Annotated in this window: 17 protein-coding genes; 11 read left to right on the forward strand and 6 right to left on the reverse strand. The window is 69.7% G+C overall.

The features are described 5' to 3' along the window. Positions 1 to 18: 18 nt before the first annotated feature. The 8 genes from OCU_RS49605 to OCU_RS49640 all read left to right on the forward strand — a co-directional run bounded on the left by OCU_RS49605 (position 19) and on the right by OCU_RS49640 (position 8922). Positions 19 to 840 carry a mycofactocin-coupled SDR family oxidoreductase gene (locus tag OCU_RS49605; RefSeq protein ID WP_008262349.1) on the forward strand — a complete coding sequence of 274 codons (822 nt, stop codon included), beginning with the start codon at positions 19 to 21 and terminating at the stop codon, positions 838 to 840. Continuing rightward, the gene (locus tag OCU_RS49610; protein ID WP_008262352.1) at positions 840 to 1610 is read left to right on the forward strand and encodes an SDR family NAD(P)-dependent oxidoreductase; all 771 of its coding nucleotides are present in this window, start codon (positions 840 to 842) and stop codon (positions 1608 to 1610) included. The genes OCU_RS49605 and OCU_RS49610 overlap by 1 nt, the downstream gene beginning before the upstream one ends. Positions 1611 to 1673: 63 nt before the next feature. Continuing rightward, positions 1674 to 1886 (forward strand): heavy-metal-associated domain-containing protein, encoded by a 213-nt coding sequence (locus tag OCU_RS49615; protein ID WP_009954488.1) that lies wholly within the window; start codon positions 1674 to 1676, stop codon positions 1884 to 1886. Beyond that, positions 1883 to 4153 carry a heavy metal translocating P-type ATPase gene (locus tag OCU_RS49620; RefSeq protein WP_014381528.1) on the forward strand — a complete coding sequence of 757 codons (2271 nt, stop codon included), beginning with the start codon at positions 1883 to 1885 and terminating at the stop codon, positions 4151 to 4153. Before OCU_RS49615 ends, OCU_RS49620 begins: the two co-directional genes overlap by 4 nt. 145 nt (positions 4154 to 4298) lie before the next feature. Continuing rightward, positions 4299 to 5687: an alpha/beta hydrolase gene (locus tag OCU_RS49625; protein ID WP_009953167.1), complete on the forward strand. Its 1389-nt coding sequence runs from the start codon at positions 4299 to 4301 to the stop codon at positions 5685 to 5687. Positions 5688 to 5944: 257 nt separating this feature from the next. Further along, positions 5945 to 6754 carry a polysaccharide deacetylase family protein gene (locus OCU_RS49630; protein ID WP_008262367.1) on the forward strand — a complete coding sequence of 270 codons (810 nt, stop codon included), beginning with the start codon at positions 5945 to 5947 and terminating at the stop codon, positions 6752 to 6754. Positions 6755 to 6969: 215 nt separating this feature from the next. Further along, positions 6970 to 8259, forward strand: coding sequence for a lipase family protein (locus tag OCU_RS49635; RefSeq protein WP_029384307.1), 1290 nt, complete (start codon positions 6970 to 6972; stop codon positions 8257 to 8259). A gap of 102 nt (positions 8260 to 8361) precedes the next feature. Further along, positions 8362 to 8922, forward strand: a complete 561-nt coding sequence (locus OCU_RS49640; RefSeq protein ID WP_009953164.1) for a TetR/AcrR family transcriptional regulator — start codon at positions 8362 to 8364, stop codon at positions 8920 to 8922. A gap of 8 nt (positions 8923 to 8930) precedes the next feature. Here the strand turns inward: OCU_RS49640 and OCU_RS49645 are convergent, their stop codons facing one another. After that, complete coding sequence (locus tag OCU_RS49645; protein WP_009953163.1) at positions 8931 to 9539, reverse strand: TetR/AcrR family transcriptional regulator; 609 nt, start codon at positions 9537 to 9539, stop codon at positions 8931 to 8933. 68 nt (positions 9540 to 9607) lie between these two features. Between OCU_RS49645 and OCU_RS49650 the strand changes: the two genes are divergently transcribed. The 3 genes from OCU_RS49650 (at position 9608) to fadD1 (ending at position 12992) form a co-directional block, all read left to right on the forward strand. Beyond that, positions 9608 to 10438: an alpha/beta fold hydrolase gene (locus OCU_RS49650; protein ID WP_009953162.1), complete on the forward strand. Its 831-nt coding sequence runs from the start codon at positions 9608 to 9610 to the stop codon at positions 10436 to 10438. 75 nt (positions 10439 to 10513) lie between these two features. Then, on the forward strand, positions 10514 to 11275 hold the full coding sequence (locus OCU_RS49655) for an SDR family NAD(P)-dependent oxidoreductase (RefSeq protein WP_009953161.1): 762 nt from the start codon (positions 10514 to 10516) through the stop codon (positions 11273 to 11275). An 85-nt stretch (positions 11276 to 11360) separates the two neighbouring features. Further along, a complete protein-coding gene (fadD1, locus tag OCU_RS49660; RefSeq protein WP_009953160.1) occupies positions 11361 to 12992 on the forward strand; it encodes a fatty-acid--CoA ligase FadD1 in 1632 nt (543 codons plus the stop codon). On the opposite strand, the gene OCU_RS49665 is transcribed toward fadD1, so the two are convergent. Genes OCU_RS49665 through OCU_RS49685 form a run of 5 tightly spaced genes read right to left on the reverse strand, consistent with a single transcriptional unit; the run spans position 12934 to position 17866 of the window. Further along, a complete protein-coding gene (locus tag OCU_RS49665) occupies positions 12934 to 13581 on the reverse strand; it encodes a PadR family transcriptional regulator (RefSeq protein ID WP_009953158.1) in 648 nt (215 codons plus the stop codon). The two genes, fadD1 and OCU_RS49665, sit on opposite strands and share 59 nt — an antisense overlap. After that, a complete protein-coding gene (locus OCU_RS49670; RefSeq protein ID WP_026071103.1) occupies positions 13578 to 14012 on the reverse strand; it encodes a Zn-ribbon domain-containing OB-fold protein in 435 nt (144 codons plus the stop codon). The genes OCU_RS49665 and OCU_RS49670 overlap by 4 nt, the downstream gene beginning before the upstream one ends. After that, positions 14009 to 15169 carry a thiolase family protein gene (locus tag OCU_RS49675; protein WP_009953155.1) on the reverse strand — a complete coding sequence of 387 codons (1161 nt, stop codon included), beginning with the start codon at positions 15167 to 15169 and terminating at the stop codon, positions 14009 to 14011. The genes OCU_RS49670 and OCU_RS49675 overlap by 4 nt, the downstream gene beginning before the upstream one ends. Before the next feature lie 26 nt (positions 15170 to 15195). Then, positions 15196 to 15528, reverse strand: coding sequence for a hypothetical protein (locus OCU_RS49680; RefSeq protein ID WP_009953154.1), 333 nt, complete (start codon positions 15526 to 15528; stop codon positions 15196 to 15198). 1 nt (position 15529) lies between these two features. Further along, complete coding sequence (locus OCU_RS49685; RefSeq protein ID WP_009953153.1) at positions 15530 to 17866, reverse strand: CaiB/BaiF CoA-transferase family protein; 2337 nt, start codon at positions 17864 to 17866, stop codon at positions 15530 to 15532.

Here is a 17866-nt window from a genome sequence, read left to right on the forward strand (position 1 = left end):
AAGGAACCCAGACCACACATGAGCCAGTCACTCTCGGGAAAGGTCGCGCTGATCACCGGCGCCGCGCGCGGGCAGGGCCGGGCACACGCCGTGCGTCTTGCGGCCGAGGGCGCCGACATCATCGCGGTCGATCTCGCCGGGCCGCTGCCGCCGAGCGTCCCCTACGACTCGCCGACGTCCGACGATCTGGCCGAAACCGCACGGCTGGTGAGCGAAGGCGGCCGGCGGGTCGTCACCGCCGAGGCCGACATCCGCGATCTTGACGCGCTGTCCGCCGCCGTGGACAAGGGGGTCGGCGAGCTGGGCCGGCTCGACGTCATCGTCGCCAACGCCGGGATCTGCAGCCCCGCGCCCTGGGATCAGATCACCGCGCAGGCGTTCCGAGACACCATCGACACCAACGTGATCGGCACCTGGAACACCGTGATGGCGGGGGTGCGGCACATCATTGACGGCGGCCGCGGCGGCTCGATCATCCTCATCGGTTCGGCGGCCGGCATCAAGATGCAGTCGTTCATGATCCATTACACCGCAAGCAAACACGCGGTCGTGGGGATGGCGCGGGCGTTCGCCGCCGAGCTCGGCCGGTACAACATCCGCGTCAACAGCCTCAACCCCGGCGCCGTCGCCACCCCGATGGGCACCGGCCGGATGCGGGAAGCGTTACAGGCCGCCGCCGACGACTACCCACACCTGCGGGGCATGCACAAACCGCTGCTGCCCGAGGGCATCGCGCAGCCCGAGGACATCGCCGACGCCGTGGCCTGGCTGGCCTCCGACCAATCCAGATTGGTGACCGCGACCCAGGTGTCGGTCGACATCGGCGTCGGGTACGTGTGATGCGCGGCCTGACCGGCAAGACATTTGTGGTCGCCGGGGGCGCCACCGGGATCGGCGCGGCCACCGCCGAACGCCTCGCCACCGAAGGCGCCCGTGTTGCCATCGGCGACAACAACATTGCGGGCGCCGCCGCCACCGCGCAGCGCATCGTGTCGGCCGGCGGCCGCGCGATCGCCGTCGAGTTCGACCTCGCCGACGAGCAGTCGGTGCGGCGCCTCGTCGAGACGACGCTCGACGAGTTCGGGGCCATCGACGGCCTGCACAACGTGGGCGCCGATCTGTCCGAGGGAAACCTGGGACGCGACACCACGATTCTCGACACCGACATGGACGTCTGGCAGCGCACGCTCGACGTCAACCTGCTCGGGTACGTCCGCACGATCCGCGCGGTCCTGCCGCACCTGCTCGCCCGGGGTGGGGGCAGCATCGTGAACACCTCGTCGGGCGCCGCGCTGGGCAGCGACCCCATGCACGTCGCCTACGGCGCCTCGAAGGCGGCGGTGAACCACCTGACCCGGCACGTGGCCGTCAACTGGGGCAAACACAACATCCGCAGCAACGGGGTCATGCCGGGCCTGGTGATGGGCGAGACCCAGGAGCGCCAAAACGACGTCGCGCTCCAGCAGGCCTTCCTGACGTTCGGCAAGACCAGCCGGCTGGGCAAGCCGGACGACCTCGCGGCGATCACCGCGTTCCTGCTGTCCGACGAGGCCGAGTGGATCACCGGCCAGGTGTGGTACATCGGCGGCGGGTCGCACCTGCGGCAGTAGCCCGAACCCCCCGGCAGGCAGAATGGTGGGGTCAAGTCCGCGGCGGGATCGAGAAGGAGCGGCATGCCCACCAGCGAATATCGGGTGAGCGGGATGAGCTGCGCGCACTGCGAGGCCGCCGTCCAGGGCGAGGTCGCCGGGATTCCCGGCGTCGACGGCGTGACGGTCAGCGCCGACACCGGCCGGCTCGTCGTCACCAGCGCGGTGCCCATCGACGCGGAAGCCGTCCTCGCCGCGGTCGACGAGGCGGGCTTCCAGGCCGTCCTGGTCGCATGAGCACGCCCCCGCGAAACATCGACGAGGGCACCCTGCCCAAGGACACGCCGGCCGCCGCACCCCCCATCGAGCTCGAGATCACCGGGATGACCTGCGCCTCCTGCGCCGCCCGGATCGAAAGAAAGCTCAACAAGCTCGCCGGCGTCTCGGCCACCGTCAACTATGCGACCGAGACGGCCGCCGTCAGCGCCCCCGCCGGGTACGACCCACGGATCCTGATCGCCGAGGTCGAAAAGGCCGGTTACGCGGCCGCCCTGCCGCGACGTTCGCCGGTGCGCGACGCCGAGCTGACTTCGCTGCGCCGGCGGCTGATCGCCGCCGCCGTGCTGGCCGGCCCGGTGATCGCCATGGCCATGGTTCCCGCGTGGCAGTTTCACCACTGGCACTGGGCGTCGCTGGCGCTGACGGCGCCGGTCGTCCTGTGGTGCGGGCTGCCCTTCCACGCGGCCGCCTGGGCCAACCTCAAACACGGCGTCGCCACCATGGACACCCTGGTCTCGATCGGGACCCTGGCCGCGTTCCTGTGGTCGCTCTACGCGCTGTTCCTCGGGACAGCCGCCCAGCCGGGCATGCAGCACGACTTCGAGCTCACGGTCGGGCGCGATGACGCCCCGTGCCACGTCTACTTCGAGGTGGCCGCCGGCGTCACGCTGTTCGTCCTGGCCGGCCGTTATTTCGAGAAGCGGGCCAAGCGGTCCGCCGGCGACGCGCTGCGCGCGCTGGTGGCGCTGGGCGCCAAGGACGTCGGGGTCTTGCGTGACGGCACCGAGACCCGGCTCCCGATCGAGCGGCTCGCGGTGGGTGACCAGTTCGTGGTGCGTCCCGGGGAACGGATCGCGACCGACGGGGTCGTCGTCACGGGTTCCTCGGCGGTCGACGCATCGATGCTGACCGGCGAGTCGGTGCCCGTCGAGGTCGGAGCGGGCGACGCCGTCACCGGCGGCACCGTCAACGCCGGGGGCCGGCTTGTCGTCCGGGCCACCGGGATTGGCGACGACACCCAGCTGGCGCAGATGGCCAAGCTCGTCGAACGGGCCCAATCGGGCAAGGCACGGGTGCAGCGCCTCGCGGACCGGGTCTCCGGCGTGTTCGTTCCCGTCGTCCTGGCGCTCGCGGTGGCGACCCTGGGCGGCTGGCTCGCGGCGGGCTTCTCGGCCACCACCGCGCTGACGGCCGCCGTCGCGGTGCTCATCATCGCCTGCCCGTGCGCGATGGGCCTCGCGACTCCGACCGCCCTACTGGTCGGCACCGGCCGCGCGGCCCAGCTCGGCGTCCTCATCCAGGGGCCCGAAGTGCTGGAGTCCACCCGCAGGATCGACACGATCGTGCTCGACAAGACCGGCACCGTCACCACCGGCCGAATGGCCCTGGTCGACGTGGTCGCCGGGGCGGGAACCGATCGCGCCACGCTGTTGCGCTACGCCGGTGCCCTGGAGGCCGCCTCCGAACATCCGGTCGCGCAGGCCATCGCCCGGGCCGCTGCGGCGCAGCTCGGCGCGCTCCCCACGCCCGCCGATTTCGCGGGTGTCCACGGCATGGGCGTGCACGGCACGGTCGACGGCCACGCCGTCGTCGTCGGGCGCGCGAGCCTGATGGACGAGCGCGGTGCGCGCCTCGACGCCGCGCTCGCCGCGGCCAAATCCCGCGCGGAGGGCGACGGCAAGACGGCCGTCGTCGTCGGCTGGGACGGCGCGGCGCGGGGGCTCCTGGTGCTCGCCGACACCGTCAAGCCGTCCAGCGGCGACGCCGTGCGCCAGTTGCAGCGACTCGGCCTGACCCCGGTGCTGCTCACCGGCGACAACCACACCGTCGCCGCCCGCATCGCCGCCGAACTCGGCATCGCCGAGGTGATCGCCGAGGCGATGCCCGACGACAAGGTCGCGGCCGTCAAGCGTCTGCAAGCCGAGGGCAAGGTGGTCGCCATGGTCGGCGACGGCGTCAACGACGCCGCCGCGCTGGCCGCCGCCGATCTGGGTCTGGCCATGGGCGCGGGCACCGATGTCGCGATCGAGGCGGCCGACCTCACCGTGATCCGCGACGACCTGCGGGCGGCCGTGGACGCGATCCGGCTCTCCCGCCGGACGCTGGCCACCATCAAGACCAACCTGGTGTGGGCGTTCGGCTACAACCTCGCCGCGATCCCCCTCGCCGCGCTCGGCATGCTCAACCCGATGCTGGCCGGCGCCGCCATGGCGCTCTCCAGCGTTCTCGTCGTCGGCAACAGCCTGCGGCTGCGCTCATTCACCAGCGTCGTCACGGACACGTGAACCCGGCGAAGCGTAGGCCGGCGGGCCGCGATCGTATGGGATAGTGAGTCCGGCCACCGGCCGCCGAGACGCCGCCCGGCCCCTTGACGATCACGACAATCACCGCACCCTCGCGCAGCGATCGATCTAGCAAAGGTCACGACCGTTGGAGCAGTTCTTCGGGCAACTGTCCCTGCTGCATGGCTGGTTTCCGCCCGCCGTTCAGGGCCTCGCGTTGCTCGTGCTGATCGTCGCGATCCAATGGCGCGCGCGAAGTTGGCTCAAGCGAGTGCTGCCCGTGGCGCTGATCGCGGCCGTCGCGGTGACCGCGCTGTCGCGCTGGTACATCACCTCGCTCGGGGTGGCCGGGGATCCCGCGCCGACGACGCTGTGGTTGTGGATCGCGATGAGCGGCCTGGCCGCCGCGGTGTTCCTGGTGGGCTGGCGGGGCGCGCGCTGGTGGCGCCGCGGGGTGGCCGTGCTGTCGATACCGCTGTGCGTCCTGTGCGCGGGCATGGCGCTCAACGGCTGGGTGGGCTACTTCCCCACGGCGCTGGCCGCGTGGAACCAGCTGACCTCGGTGCCGTTGCCCGACCAGGTCGACCGCCTGCGCGTCACCGAGATGCAGATCGCGGGAACGAGGCCCACCAAGGGCGTCGTGGTGCCGGTCGACATCGACTCCTCGGCCTCCCATTTCGCCCACCGGCGGGAATTGGTCTATCTGCCACCGGCATGGTTCAACAGCAATCCCCCGCCCCGGCTGCCGGCCGTCATGATGATCAGCTCGGCCTTCAACACCCCGGCGGATTGGCTGGGTCCGGGCGGCGCCTTCACCGCCATCGACAACTTCGCCGCCGCGCATCACGGTTTCTCGCCGGTGCTGGTGTTCGTCGATCCGACCGGGTCGTTCGACAACGACACCGAGTGCGTCAACGGCCCCCGCGGCAACGCCGCCGACCACCTTTCCAAAGACGTCATCCCGTTCACGGTGTCGAACTTCGGCGTCAGCGCCGATCGGGCCAACTGGGGCGTCGCCGGCTGGTCGATGGGCGGTACCTGCGCCGTCGACCTGGCCGTCATGCACCCGGAGCTGTTCAGCGCGTTCGTGGACATCGCGGGCGACCGCGGTCCCAACGTCGGCTCCAAGGACCAGTCCGTCGCGCGGCTGTTCGGCGGGGATCAGGCCGCGTGGGCCGCCTTCGACCCGGTCACCGTGATGACCAAGCACGGTCACTACGCCGGCCTGTCCGGATGGTTCGACGTGCCCGTCTCCTCGGGGCCCGGCAACGTCGCCGAACAGGCCAGTCCGACCCTCGTCGCGTCCAGCGATCCCGCCGCCAACCCCGAGGGCCAGGACGCCGCCGCGAGGTCGCTGTGTGCGGTCGGCACCGCGCACGGCATCGCCTGTGCGGTGGTCACCCAGGAGGGCAAGCACGACTGGCCGTTTGCCGCCCAGGCGTTTGCCACCGCCCTGCCGTGGCTGGCTTTTACGCTTGGAACTCCCGCCGCCGAACCCGTGCAATTGCCGCAACGCGGCGCCGGCGAACCGCATTGATCCTCGCTGGTCGGGTCGCCGTCAGCGGCCGCGATGTCCGCCGAGAGAATTCACAGCTGACCCTCCCGTAACGCAGCCGACTATTTGGGCCTTTGAATGGTACGGTTCGCTGCTGTGGCCTCGGTGTTTTGCGCGAACGGCGGTCCCTGCGGGGACCCGCCCGGTACGCAACGCGCCGCCATCCGTTTCCGAATGACCGGGCTGAATTCTCCTTTTCTGCGCCCATCCCTTTTGATCGACGTCGCCCCTTCGCAGCCATGAACCGCCGCCAGTTTCTTGGATCGCTCGCCGCGTCGGTGGTTGCCGGCGTCGGGACGGCGCGGCTCATCGTCGACCCGCAGCCGCGCACGTTCGCCCAGACGCCCGGCGTCGACATACCGACTTCGGGCCCGACCGCCCCGCAGGCCCTGCTGCCGCCCCCGCCGCTCAGCGCCCGCATCCCCCTGCCCGGCGGCGGCGCATTGATGAAGCTCCCGGGCGAAGGCGACCTGCTCGCGCTGACCGTCGACGACGGCGTGAACAGCGAAGTGGTCCGTGCCTACACGCAGTTCGCCAGGGACACCGGCGTGCGGCTGACGTACTTCGTGAACGGGATCTACGACTCGTGGACCGAAAACTCCGAGCTGCTCCGGCCGTTGGTCGACAGCGGGCAGATCCAACTCGGCAACCACACCTGGTCACACCCGGACCTGACCACACTGACCAAAGAGCAAGTCGCCGAACAGCTCACACGAAACGACACGTTCTTGAAGAAGACGTACGGCATCGGCGCGAAACCCTATTGGCGCCCGCCCTACGCCAAGCGCAACGCCGCCGTGGATGCCGTGGCCGCCGACCTCGGTTACAAGGTGCCCACCTTGTGGTCGGGTTCGCTGTCGGATTCGACGTTGATCACCGAGGACTACATCGTGCAGATGGCCGACCAGTACTTCACGCCGCAGGCCATCGTGATCGGGCACCTCAATCATCTGCCGGTGACGCACGTCTATCCGCAGCTCGTCGACATCATCCGCGACCGCAACCTGCGCACCGTCACGCTCAACGACGTGTTCCTCAAGACACCCTGACGGCGGCTACCGCCGGCGCCGGGCGCGGACTCGTTGGCCGACAACGTCTTCGACGTCTCGCGTGGATCCCCCAGTCGGCGCTCGCGCAGAAGCCGCGCTCCGGTGAGCCGAGCCCCTGGGCGGAAGAGGCGGCCGGAATTCCGTTAACCGCGAGATCTCTAAAAAATTAGAGATTGCTCTTCCGCTGGCGGGCGGTCCATTGTTACCGTTCCGTAATGCATCGGGCCGGGGGAGTATTCACAGTACTGCTGATAATTGCTTCGGCTCTGGTGGGCACCGGAATTGCGCGCGCCGACGGCGGGGACGAGCCGCAGTATGCGGACTTTTATGCCGCGCCGGATCCGCTGCCGCCCGGTAAACCCGGCGACCTGATCCGCACCGAACCGTCGCGGCTGGTGCTGGAGCCCTCCGGCCAGCTGGGCGCGATCATGGCGACCGGCACGCGAATCATGTACCGCAGCACCGACACCCGGGGCAACCCGATCGCGGTGACGGGCACCTATTTCGAGCCCTACAACGACTGGCCGGGCGCCGGGCCGCGCCCGTTGATCAGTTACGCGCCGGGTACCCAGGGGCAGGGCAATCAGTGTGCGCCGTCGCGAATGTTCAACCAGGGCATTCACTATTCGGGTGGCTGGGACATCATGTTCAACTACGAGGAACTGTTCGTCGCCACCATGGTCGCGCGCGGCTTCGCCATTGTGATGACCGACTACGAGGGCCTGGGCACCGCGCCGATGCACACGTATGTGGGGCGGGTGGCCGAGGGACAGGCGGTGCTCGATGCCGCCCGCGCCGCCATGCGCCTACCCGGCACGTCGCTGGATCCGCATGGGCCCGTGGCGTTTTGGGGCTATTCGCAGGGCGGCGGCGCGACCGCGTCGGCGGCCGAGCTCGCCTCGCAATACGCCCCCGACCTTCACATCGTGGGCACCTACGCCGGGGCGCCACCCGCCGACCTCAAGGAGCTGTTGCCCTACGCCGACGGCAGCGCGCTGGTCGGCGTCGTCGGGTACGCGCTCAACAGCGTCATGGCCGCCTATCCCGAGTTCGCCGACATCATTCGCTCCAAGATGACGCCGCGCGGGTTGGCGATGCTGGAATCGGTGTCACGCCAATGCGTCGGACAGACGTTGCTGGACTTCATGTTTCGTCACATACAGCCCTACTTCACCGAGGACATCAATCAGCTGGTGAACGAGGAGCCGTTCAACAGCCTGTTCGAGGCGCAACGGCTCGGCCGCTTCAAACCGAACGCGCCGGTGATGATCGACAGCAATCGCTACGACCCGCTGGTGCCGTGGACCGCGGCCAACCAGCTCGGGCGCGACTGGTGTGCCCAGGACGCCGACGTCGAATTCCGCACCAACGAAGAGCCGCCGTTCCTCAACAAGCTCGTCATCAACCACGCGCTGCCGATGCTGGTCGACGGCGAACCGGCGATGCAATGGATCGCCGCCCGCTTCAACGGCGAGCCCACCACGCCGAACTGCGGCCAGTTCTAAAGCGCGGGCTAAGTCGGCGCCGATAAACTGGGGCGCATCGCTGCACGCAGAAAGCACAACGCGCCCGAGCGGCGCCGCCAACTCGCCGACGCCGCGATCGAATTGCTGGGCAGCAACGGGGTGCACGGGGTCAGTCACCCGAAAGTCGACGACCACGCGGGCGTGCCGGCCGGCACCACATCGTTTTATTTCCGGACCCGCCGGGCGCTGGTGCACGCCATCGCCACCCGGCTGGCCGAACTCGACGTCGCCGACTTTTCGATGATGGCCGAACTGGCCGAGGATCACGCCACCCAGTTCACCGGCACCGCCGGCCTGGCCCGCATCGTCATGTACGTCAACAGCGAACCCTGGCTCACCCGCGCCAAGGCCCGCTACGAGCTGGCGCTGCTGGCCGGCCGGGACCCGGAACTGGCCGCGGCCCTTAGTGAGTCGGCGGACCGGCTCTACGCCCTGGCCCGCGACGTCGTCACCCAGTGGCACCCCGAGGGCAGCGCGCCGGATCCGGCATTGGTCGACGACCAGGCGACCGCCACCCTGGCCTTCATCAACGGGATCATGCTGACCTTCGTCGCGGGCCAGCCGGCCGTCGACGACCCCGAGCACCTCGACCGGCTCATCCAGGGCGTCATCGCCGGCGTCGCGCACGTGCGCGGTGACTGACCGCCTCGTCAGCGCGCGTCGAACATCCCGTCGATGAGCCGGTGCAGCACTTCCCGGGTCTCGTCGCGCGTGCGGTCCGGGTCATCGGCGGTGGCGATGACCATCGCGGCCTCGTCGAGCGCGCCGATGAGCACGTGCGCCAGCGGCCGCACCGGCTGCTCGGCCAACTCGCCGGCCCGGATCGCCTCGGTGAGCATCTGCTCGGTCATGCCCAGGCTGTACCGCTGTGCGACGTCGCGGAATCCCGCCCAGCCGAGCACGCTCGGCGCGTCCAGCAGGATCAGTTGCCGCACTTCGGGATCGGCGGACACCTCGAGCCAGGCGTCGACCGCGCCCCGGACCGCGGCCGTCGGCGTCGCCGCCCCCGACTCGGCGACCACCACGGCCATCCGCGCCATCACATCATGCTCGACGACCTCGACGACCTCACGGAACAGCGCCGCCTTGTCGGCGAATTGGTGATACATCGCGCCGCGGGTGACCCCGGCGGCCGAGGCGATTTCGGGCGTCCCCACGTCGGCGTATCCCCGCAGGCCCCAGAGTTTGCGGGCAGCCGCGATCAGCGCCTCGCGGGTGGCCGCGGAGCGCTCCTCCTGGGTGCGTCTCTTGCTTTCCATACAACCTGTTGGTAACTTACGAACAGACAGCCTGTTTGTAAGTGTATCTCTGACGTAGGAGTCCTCATATGTCGACGATCGACATTAGTGCCGGAACCATCCATTACGAAGCAACCGGACCCGAGAACGGCAGGCCCGTGGTCTTCGTGCACGGTTACATGATGGGCGGCCAACTGTGGCGCCAGGTCAGCGAACGGCTGGCCGCCCGCGGATTGCGGTGCATCGCCCCGACCTGGCCGCTGGGCGCGCACCCCGAGCCGCTGCGCCGCGGCGCCGATCGCACCATCACCGGCGTGGCGGCCATGGTCGCCGAGGCGCTCGCCGCGCTCAACCTCGAGGACGTGGTGCTGGTCGGCAACGACACCGGCGGCGTCATCACCCAGTTGGTCGCCGTGCACCACCGCGAGCGGCTGGGCGCGCTGGTGCTCACGAGTTGCGATGCGTTCGAACACTTTCCACCGCCGATCCTCAAACCGGTGATCCTGGCGGCCAAGTCGAAGACGACGTTCCGGGCCGTCGCCCAGGCCATGCGGGTGCCCACGGTGCGCAAGCGCGCGTTCGACGGCCTGACGCACCGCAACATCGACGACCTCACCGAGCTCTGGGTGCGCCCGGCGCAGTCGCTGCCGGCGGTCGCCGAGGACCTGCGCCAGTTCACCCTTTCCATGCGCCCCGAGGTGACGACGACGGTGGCGGCCAGGCTGTACGACTTCGACAAGCCGACGCTCGTCGCGTGGTCGGCCGACGACCTGTTCTTCGAGCAGGAGGACGGCGCCCGGCTGGCGGCGACCATCCCCAACGCCCGCCTCGAGGTGATCGCCGGGGCGCGGACGTTCTCCATGGTCGACCAGCCGGACCGCCTGGCCGATCTGCTGTCGACGGTCGCGGTGCGCGCGTAACGCATTCTGCTTCGCGGTCGTAACGCCACGGCGGAGATCCGAGCGGGATTTCGCCGTGGCGTTACGCTCGCGGGCATGGAACATGTCCTGCAGGGCCGGCGGATCCTGGTGACCGGCGCCGCCACCGGCATCGGCGCCGCCGCGGTAGGGGTCCTGATCGAGGCGGGCGCCGAGGTGGCCGCGACCTATCACCGGACGCCGCCACCGGAGGGCCTCGCCGCCAAGTGGTTTCAGTGCGACGCGCGTGATCCCGACGGCGTCTCGGCGACGGTCACGGACGCGGCGCACCACCTGGGCGGGCTCGACGTGCTGGTGAACGCCGCGGGGCTCTGGCAGGCCGGCATCCCCGGCTATATCGGCGCCGACGACATCTCGTTCCTGTTGGACACCAACGTCAAGGCAACCATCCTCACCAACCAGGCCGCCTACGCCGTCATGAGGGACCAGGACCCCAAGGGCGGACGGATCATCAACTTCGGCTCGTCGGAAGCCGTTATGGGCAGCCCGATCTCGGCCGTCTACGCCGCGACCAAGGGCGCGGTGCAGGCGTGGACGCGGTCGGCCGCCAAGGCCTGGGCCGCCGACAACGTCACCGTCAACGCCCTGGCTCCCGCCGTGCAGACGCCGGGTGCCGACCGGCTGCGCGACTTCCTCGGCCCCGACGCCGCCGCCCTGATCGATCAGCAGATGAAGATGATGATCCCGCTGGGCGGGACGCTGGGGGACCCCACCCGCGACCTCGGGCCGATGCTGGTGTTTCTGGCCGGTCCCGGCTCGGGCTTCATCACTGGGCAACTGCTGGCGGTGGACGGCGGCCTGATGATGGTGGGTGGATAGGCGGCACGCCGACCGCCGCCGGCCGCTACTATAAGACGGACCGTCTCGTCTCGTAGGGCAGGCAGAGTGAGGGTGAATCGGACCGATGGCTGACGACACGATTCAAGCGCTGCTGCGCAAGCGCCTATCCGATTCATCGATCGCGGTGAAATACGGTGATGCGCAATGGAGTTGGCGCCAGTATCTGGAGGGCTCGACGGCGCGGGCCGCGGCCCTGCTGGCCGCCGCCGATCCGTCCCGGCCGGTGCACGTCGGCGCCCTGCTGGGAAACACCCCCGAGATGCTGAGCCAGATGGCGGCGGCCGGGCTCGGCGGCTACGTGCTGTGCGGCCTGAACACCACCCGCCGTGGCGAGGCGCTGGCCGCCGACATCCGCCGCGCGGACTGCCAGTTCGTGGTGACCGACGCCGAGCACCGCCCGCTGCTGGACGGCCTGGACCTGGCGAACACGCGCGTCCTCGACACCTCGACGCCGCAGTGGGCCGAGCTCATCGACTCCGCCGGCGAGCTGACGCCGCATCGGCAGGTCACCGCGATGGACGCCTTCATGATGATCTTCACGTCGGGAACGAGCGGAAATCCCAAGGCGGTGCAGGTATCTCACTTCATGGCCACGGTCGCCGGGCTCAGCCTGGCCGAGCGATTCACCCTCACCGACCAGGACACCTGTTACGTGTCGATGCCGCTGTTTCATTCCAACGCGGTGGTCGCGGGATGGGCGCCGGCGGTGTGCTCGGGTGCCGCGATCGTGCCGGCGAAATTCTCGGCGAGCAACTTCCTCGACGACATCCGCCGCCACGGCGCCACCTACATGAACTACGTCGGCAAGCCGCTGGCCTACATCCTGGCCACCGCCGAACGCGACGACGACGCCGACAATCCGCTGCGGGTGGCGTTCGGCAACGAGGCCAACGATAAGGACATCGAGGAGTTCGCGCGCCGGTTCGGTGTGCAGGTCGAGGACGGCTTCGGGTCGACCGAGAACGCCGTCATCGTGATCCGCGAACCCGGCACGCCCAAGGGCTCCATCGGACGGGGCGCCGACGGGGTGGCCATCTACCACAGCGATACCGTCACCGAATGCGCGGTCGCCCGGTTCGACGCCGACGGGGCACTCGTCAACGCCGACGAAGCGGTGGGCGAGCTGGTGAACACGGCCGGCTCGGGTTTCTTCACCGGCTACTACAACGACCCGGACGCCAACGCCGAGCGCATGCGCCACGGCATGTACTGGTCCGGAGACCTGGCCTACCGCGACTCCGACGGCTGGATCTACCTGGCCGGCCGCACCGCCGACTGGATGCGGGTCGACGGCGAGAACCTGGCCGCCGCGCCCATCGAACGGATCCTGTTGCGCCACAGCGCGATCAACCGGGTCGCGGTCTACGCCGTCGCGGACGGCCATGTCGGCGATCAAGTGATGGCGGCCGTCGTGCTCAACGACGGCCACACGCTGGCGCCCGACGAATTCGAGGCGTTCCTCGACACCCAGCCCGACCTGTCCCCCAAGGCGCGCCCACGCTACGTCCGCATCGCCGCCGACCTGCCCAGCACCGCCACCCACAAGGTGCTCAAGCGCCAGTTGATCGCCCAGGGAACCGCGATCGGGCAGGGAGAAATGTTGTGGGAGCGCGAATCCCGCGGGACAGCCTATGCGGTCACGGGCTCCGGGGCGCCCTCCGGCGGATCTGCCCCTTCGACCGTCGCACCCGTTTGACCGGATCGCGGGTGGTGCCGGCGGCGATCTCGTCGCGCAGCTGGGAGATGTTGGAGATCTCCGCGTACAGCCCGCGGATCGCGTAGTCCAAAACGGCGAAGGAGTAGCGCTGTTCGGGGTCGTCGGTGATGCCGAGCTCGCGGGAACGCTGCCGCGACCACAGCGCCTCGTCGAGCCGGGCCCGGGTCGCGTCGAGATGGCGGTCCAGGGTGTCCAGGACGTGTTCGGGGTCCTCGCCGCGGGCCAGCCAGGTTTTGAGGATGACGGGGTGTTTGATGACCACTTGGTCCTGCCCCGGGAAGTGCTGCACCCAGCGGCGCAGCGCGTCGAGCCCGGCCTCGGTGGTCTCGTACAGGGTGATGGCGCGCTTGCCGGACTGGGCGCCGGTCTCGCTGACCATTCCCCGGGCCAGCAGTCTGGTCAGTTCGCGCCGCACGTGGCTGACCGACGGGGACCAGTAGAAGTGGCCGACGGACAGTTCGGCGCGCATCTTGATCTCGCCGGCGGTGAGTTGCTCGTCGTTGGCCGCCAGCACGCCCAGGACCAGGTAGGCGGTGACCGGAAGTCCGTTGCTGGTACGGGGACTCACGAACTGTCGGTTCCTTCCGCGGTGAAGTACGGAAGCGTCACGCCGGGACCGACGTCGTGGAATCGCACCCGCACGCGCAGGCCGACCTCGATGTCCTCCGGGGGCACACCGACGACGTTGGTCAGCATCTGATAGCCCTCGTCGAGCGTGACGATCGCCGGCGCATACGGCGGTTCGAACTCGGGTGTCACCGGCCGATAAACCACCGTCCAGCTGTAGATCTCGCCGCGACCGCTGCCCTCCCGCCAGTCGACGACCTCCGAAAGGCATTGGCGGCAATGCTCGGTCGGGGGAAAGTTCGCCACGCCACACCCCGCGCAACGCTGATAACGCAGCTGCCGCGACCGGCAGCCCTCCCAGAACGGCACGCTGACCTGGCTGCTCGCGTGCGGGACGGGGCCGGTTTGGGGTCGCAATGGATCAGAGGTCACCGTGGCTCGTCTCCCAAGATCAGCACCGTCGTGAACAACGCCCCCGCTCCCCCGTTGCTACACAACGCGATATGCGCATCGGGGACTTGGAGATCGCCGGCCTGGCCGCGCAACTGCTGAACCGCTCGGATGGCGCGCTGCATCATCTGCGGGTTGGAGCCCGCGTGGCTGAACGACATGGTCCCCCCGTCGGTGGTGATCGGATGGCTGCCGTCGATGGCGATGTGGCCATCGGCGACGAACGGCCCGCCCTCGCCGTCGCCGCAGAAGCCGAATGCCTCGAGCTGGCGGATGATTTCGAAGGAGAACGGGTCGTAGAGTTCCAGCACGTCGACGTCTTCGCGGCGCAGCCCGGCGTGGCTGAATGCGCACTCGGCCGCGCGCCTTCCCACCACACCGTTCACGTGATCGCCGCGCCGCCCGGCCAGGTCGTACGCCGGTGGGTGCTGGTAGGAGGGGCCGTGAAAGTCCGCGCCGCTGCCCAGGACGTAGATGGGTTGACTCTTGACGTCGATGGCTGCGACGTTGGCCACAACGAGCGCGCAGCCGCCTTCGGACGTTGTCGCGCAGTCCAGGAGATGGAACGGGTCCGCGATGGGCCGCGACGCGGTGATGTCCTCCGGCGCGAACGGGCCCCGCTGGTAGTAGACGGCTTCGGGGTTGCGCGAACCGTTGTTGCGGATGGTCGCGGCGACGAGCGAGAGTTGTTCGCGCGTGGTGCCGTAGACGTGCATGTGGCGCCGGGCGATGAGCGCGAATTCGGCGGTGGTGAACATGCCCCAGGGCGCGACGAATTCGTTTTCGGGCCGGGTCCACGGCGCGGTGGCCTCGTGGTCGCGGTATTCGCCGGCCTGCGCCGCGACCAGCACCACCACGTCCGCCATGCCGTGCTCGATCGCGGTGACCGCCTCGGTGATCATCCCGACCCCGAAAGCCAGGCCCTGCCAGGCCGGGCCGATCCGCAGGTCGTAGATCAACGAGGTCGACTGCGGGCTCGCGCTGATGCCGTCGACGTCGTCGAGGGTCAGCCCGGCATCGTCGAGCGCGCCCAGGATCGCCTTGATCGCCAGGCCGCGCGACGTTTCGCCGTCCAACCGACGTCCCTGCCGGGTGTTGTGCACCCCGACGATCGCCGCGGTGCGCCTCGTCGCGCTCACCGATGTTCCATTCCCGTTACCGCCGTTCAGTTTTCGTCCGCGACGACACCCAGGTAGGTGCCCCTGACCTCGTATCGTCTCCCGTCGCGGGTGATGGTGCCGATGATGGTGCCGGGCGCGGGGCTGTGATCGGTGCCGGCCACTTCCACGACGTCGATCCGCACGTCCACCGGTCGCGCCGTCTGCGGGTCGGTGATCTCGACGACCATCGCCACCGCGTGTTCGTCCTCGTCCCATTCCACGCTGGTGATGCGGTGGCGGGCGGTCAGCTCCATCACCACCGAATCCCGGCGCACCAAGAAGCGCACCGGCGCGCACAGCTCCCCGGCACGGGGCGGCACGCACAGGCTGACCGCCATGTCACAGGCCCGCCGGCCGGTCGCTGATGGTGCCCGAGCGCCGCAGGTCGGCCAGGTCCGCTTCGCTGTGCCCGAGAATGTCGGTGAGTACCTCTTGGGTGTGCTGCCCGTAGAGCGGTGGCACCCGCCGGATCCAGCGTCTCGGCCGGTCGAGGAATGCGAAAGGCATTCCGGTGCACAGGAAAGAACCGGCGACGGGATGGTCGACCGTCTCCCAGAAGCCGCGTGCGTGCAGGTGTGGATCGGTCAGCAGCGCCGCGGCGGGGGTGACGCGCGCGGCGGCCACGCCGGCGGCGCGCAGCGCGTCGACCGCTTCGGTCACCGAGCGCGTCGCGGCCCAGGCGCAGATCAATTTGTCGATGTCGTCGGCCCGTTCGTCCCACGCGGTGTCGTGTAGATCCGGCTGGTCGAGCAGCCCGGCCAGCGACCCCCGGGCGGCGGCGTCCAGCGCGGCGAGCGCGACCCATTCGTCGTCGCCGCGACAGCGGTACACGCCCTGGGGGGACGCGCCGGGGCCGCGGTTCCCGTTGCGCCGCAGGACGATTCCGTTGCGCGAGTACTCGACCAGCATTTCGGCGGCCACGTTGAGCGCCGCCTCGACCATGGTCGATTCGACCTGCATGCCGGCACCCTCGCGGTCGCGGATCGCCAGTGCGGCCACGGCGGCGAAGGCGGCGTGCAAGCCGGCGATCGGGTCGCACACTCCGCGCGGAATCACGGGCGGACCGTCGGCGTGGCCGGTCATCCACGCCATGCCGGTCGCCTGCTCCATCGTCTGCGCGAACCCGACGCGATCGCGCCACGGGCCATCGAGGCCGAAGGCGGGCATCCGCACCATGATGGCGTGTGGGTTGGCGGCGCGGACCGCGTCCCATTCCAGGCCGAAGTTCGCCATCACCCGGGGCGAGAAGTTCTCGATGACCAGATCGCTGGCGGCGATGAGTTCCAGCGCGACGGATCGCCCGGCATCGGTGCCCAGATCGACGCTGACCCCGCGCTTGTTGTTGTTGCTGCATAAGAAGACCGGGCCCCACTCCCACCATTGATCCCAGTCGGGAGGGCGGCCCGCGGAGAACCGCATGCCGTCGGGCCGCCGGACGCCCTCGACCTTGATCACGTCGGCGCCCAGGGCGCCGAGCAGTTGCGTGGCGACCGGGCCGGCCCAGAACGCGGTGAAATCGGTGATCCGCACGTCGGACAGCGGAAGCGCGTCGGCCTCGTCGGTGCGGGGCGGCTCGGGTCGCGGCGGCCAGTGCAGGCGTGCGTTGTCGGCGCCGAGCGCCGGGGGCTGCCTGGGCGGCCTGGTCGCCATCGCCTCGCTGCGATACGGCACCCGCGGCGCCAGCACCCCGTCCCGCGATTCGACGAACACGCCGCGTTCCACGAAATGGTCCAGTTTGGGCAGCATCTCGGGAGACGCTATGGGGGCGACCGGGATCCGGAAGGCCACGGCGACGTCGACGATCTCCTGGGTGGTGCGGCTTCTGGTCCAGGCGGTGACCATGTCCAGGAACTCGTCGCGGCGCGCGACCCGTCCGGCGAAGGACGCCAGCTCGGCGTCGCCGACGAGATCGGCGCGGTCGATCATCACCAGGAAGTCCTGGAACTGCTGCGCGGTGATGGTGCAGAAGCCGACCATGCCGTCGGCGGTGGGAACGATCGACGGCAGCTCCAAACTGCGTTCGTGTAGCAGCGAATCGGGGCCCAGCACGCTCGCCGACATCGCCGACAGGCCGCCCATGGCGATCACCATGGCCTCGTACGTCGAGACGTCGATGACCCGGCCGCGGCCGCTTCGGGAGGCGTGCCGCGCCGTGGCCGCGGCGGCCGCCGCGGCGAACGTGCCCGCCAGCCATTCCCCGAGCCGCCCGCCGGCTTGCACCGGTTCGTCGTCCGGCCAGCCCCGCCCGGCGATCGATCCGCACAGTGCCTGCAGGATGAATTCGTTGGCCGCGACCTGGTTTTCGGCGTAGGGGCCGGTGGTGCCGAACGGTGTCACGGCCACCACCACCGCCGACGCGGCGCTGAGCGCGGTGATGCCGTCGAGCGTCCATCCGTCGGTCAGGTCGGTGAGCACGAGGTCGGCGCCGGCCAGCAGCGACGCGACCTCTGCCTGGCCGCGGTTGATCACCGACTTCTTGCCCGCGGCGAGATATCCGAACAGCGCCCCCGGTGGCCCGCCCGCCGCCGACCAGGCGCGCAGCGAATCGCCCTGCGGGGATTCGATTTTCACCACCTCGGCCCCGGCGTCGGCGAACATCTTGCCGCAGTAGGACACCGCCAGTCCGTTGCACAACTCCAGCACGCGCCAACCCGCGAACGGCGCCGCACCCGCCAC

The sequence above is a fragment of the Mycobacterium intracellulare ATCC 13950 genome, from assembly GCF_000277125.1.
Classification (GTDB): domain Bacteria; phylum Actinomycetota; class Actinomycetes; order Mycobacteriales; family Mycobacteriaceae; genus Mycobacterium; species Mycobacterium intracellulare.

Bases quoted from the DNA above. Each gene is read 5' to 3' on its own strand.
- OCU_RS49605 (WP_008262349.1), top strand. From the start codon at position 19: ATGAGCCAGTCACTCTCGGGAAAGGTCGCGCTGATCACCGGCGCCGCG.
- OCU_RS49610 (WP_008262352.1), top strand. From the start codon at position 840: ATGCGCGGCCTGACCGGCAAGACATTTGTGGTCGCCGGGGGCGCCACC.
- OCU_RS49615 (WP_009954488.1), top strand. From the start codon at position 1,674: ATGCCCACCAGCGAATATCGGGTGAGCGGGATGAGCTGCGCGCACTGC.
- OCU_RS49620 (WP_014381528.1), top strand. From the start codon at position 1,883: ATGAGCACGCCCCCGCGAAACATCGACGAGGGCACCCTGCCCAAGGAC.
- OCU_RS49630 (WP_008262367.1), top strand. From the start codon at position 5,945: ATGAACCGCCGCCAGTTTCTTGGATCGCTCGCCGCGTCGGTGGTTGCC.
- OCU_RS49635 (WP_029384307.1), top strand. From the start codon at position 6,970: ATGCATCGGGCCGGGGGAGTATTCACAGTACTGCTGATAATTGCTTCG.
- OCU_RS49645 (WP_009953163.1), bottom strand. From the start codon at position 9,539: ATGGAAAGCAAGAGACGCACCCAGGAGGAGCGCTCCGCGGCCACCCGC.
- OCU_RS49650 (WP_009953162.1), top strand. From the start codon at position 9,608: ATGTCGACGATCGACATTAGTGCCGGAACCATCCATTACGAAGCAACC.
- OCU_RS49655 (WP_009953161.1), top strand. From the start codon at position 10,514: ATGGAACATGTCCTGCAGGGCCGGCGGATCCTGGTGACCGGCGCCGCC.
- fadD1 (WP_009953160.1), top strand. From the start codon at position 11,361: ATGGCTGACGACACGATTCAAGCGCTGCTGCGCAAGCGCCTATCCGAT.
- OCU_RS49680 (WP_009953154.1), bottom strand. From the start codon at position 15,528: ATGGCGGTCAGCCTGTGCGTGCCGCCCCGTGCCGGGGAGCTGTGCGCG.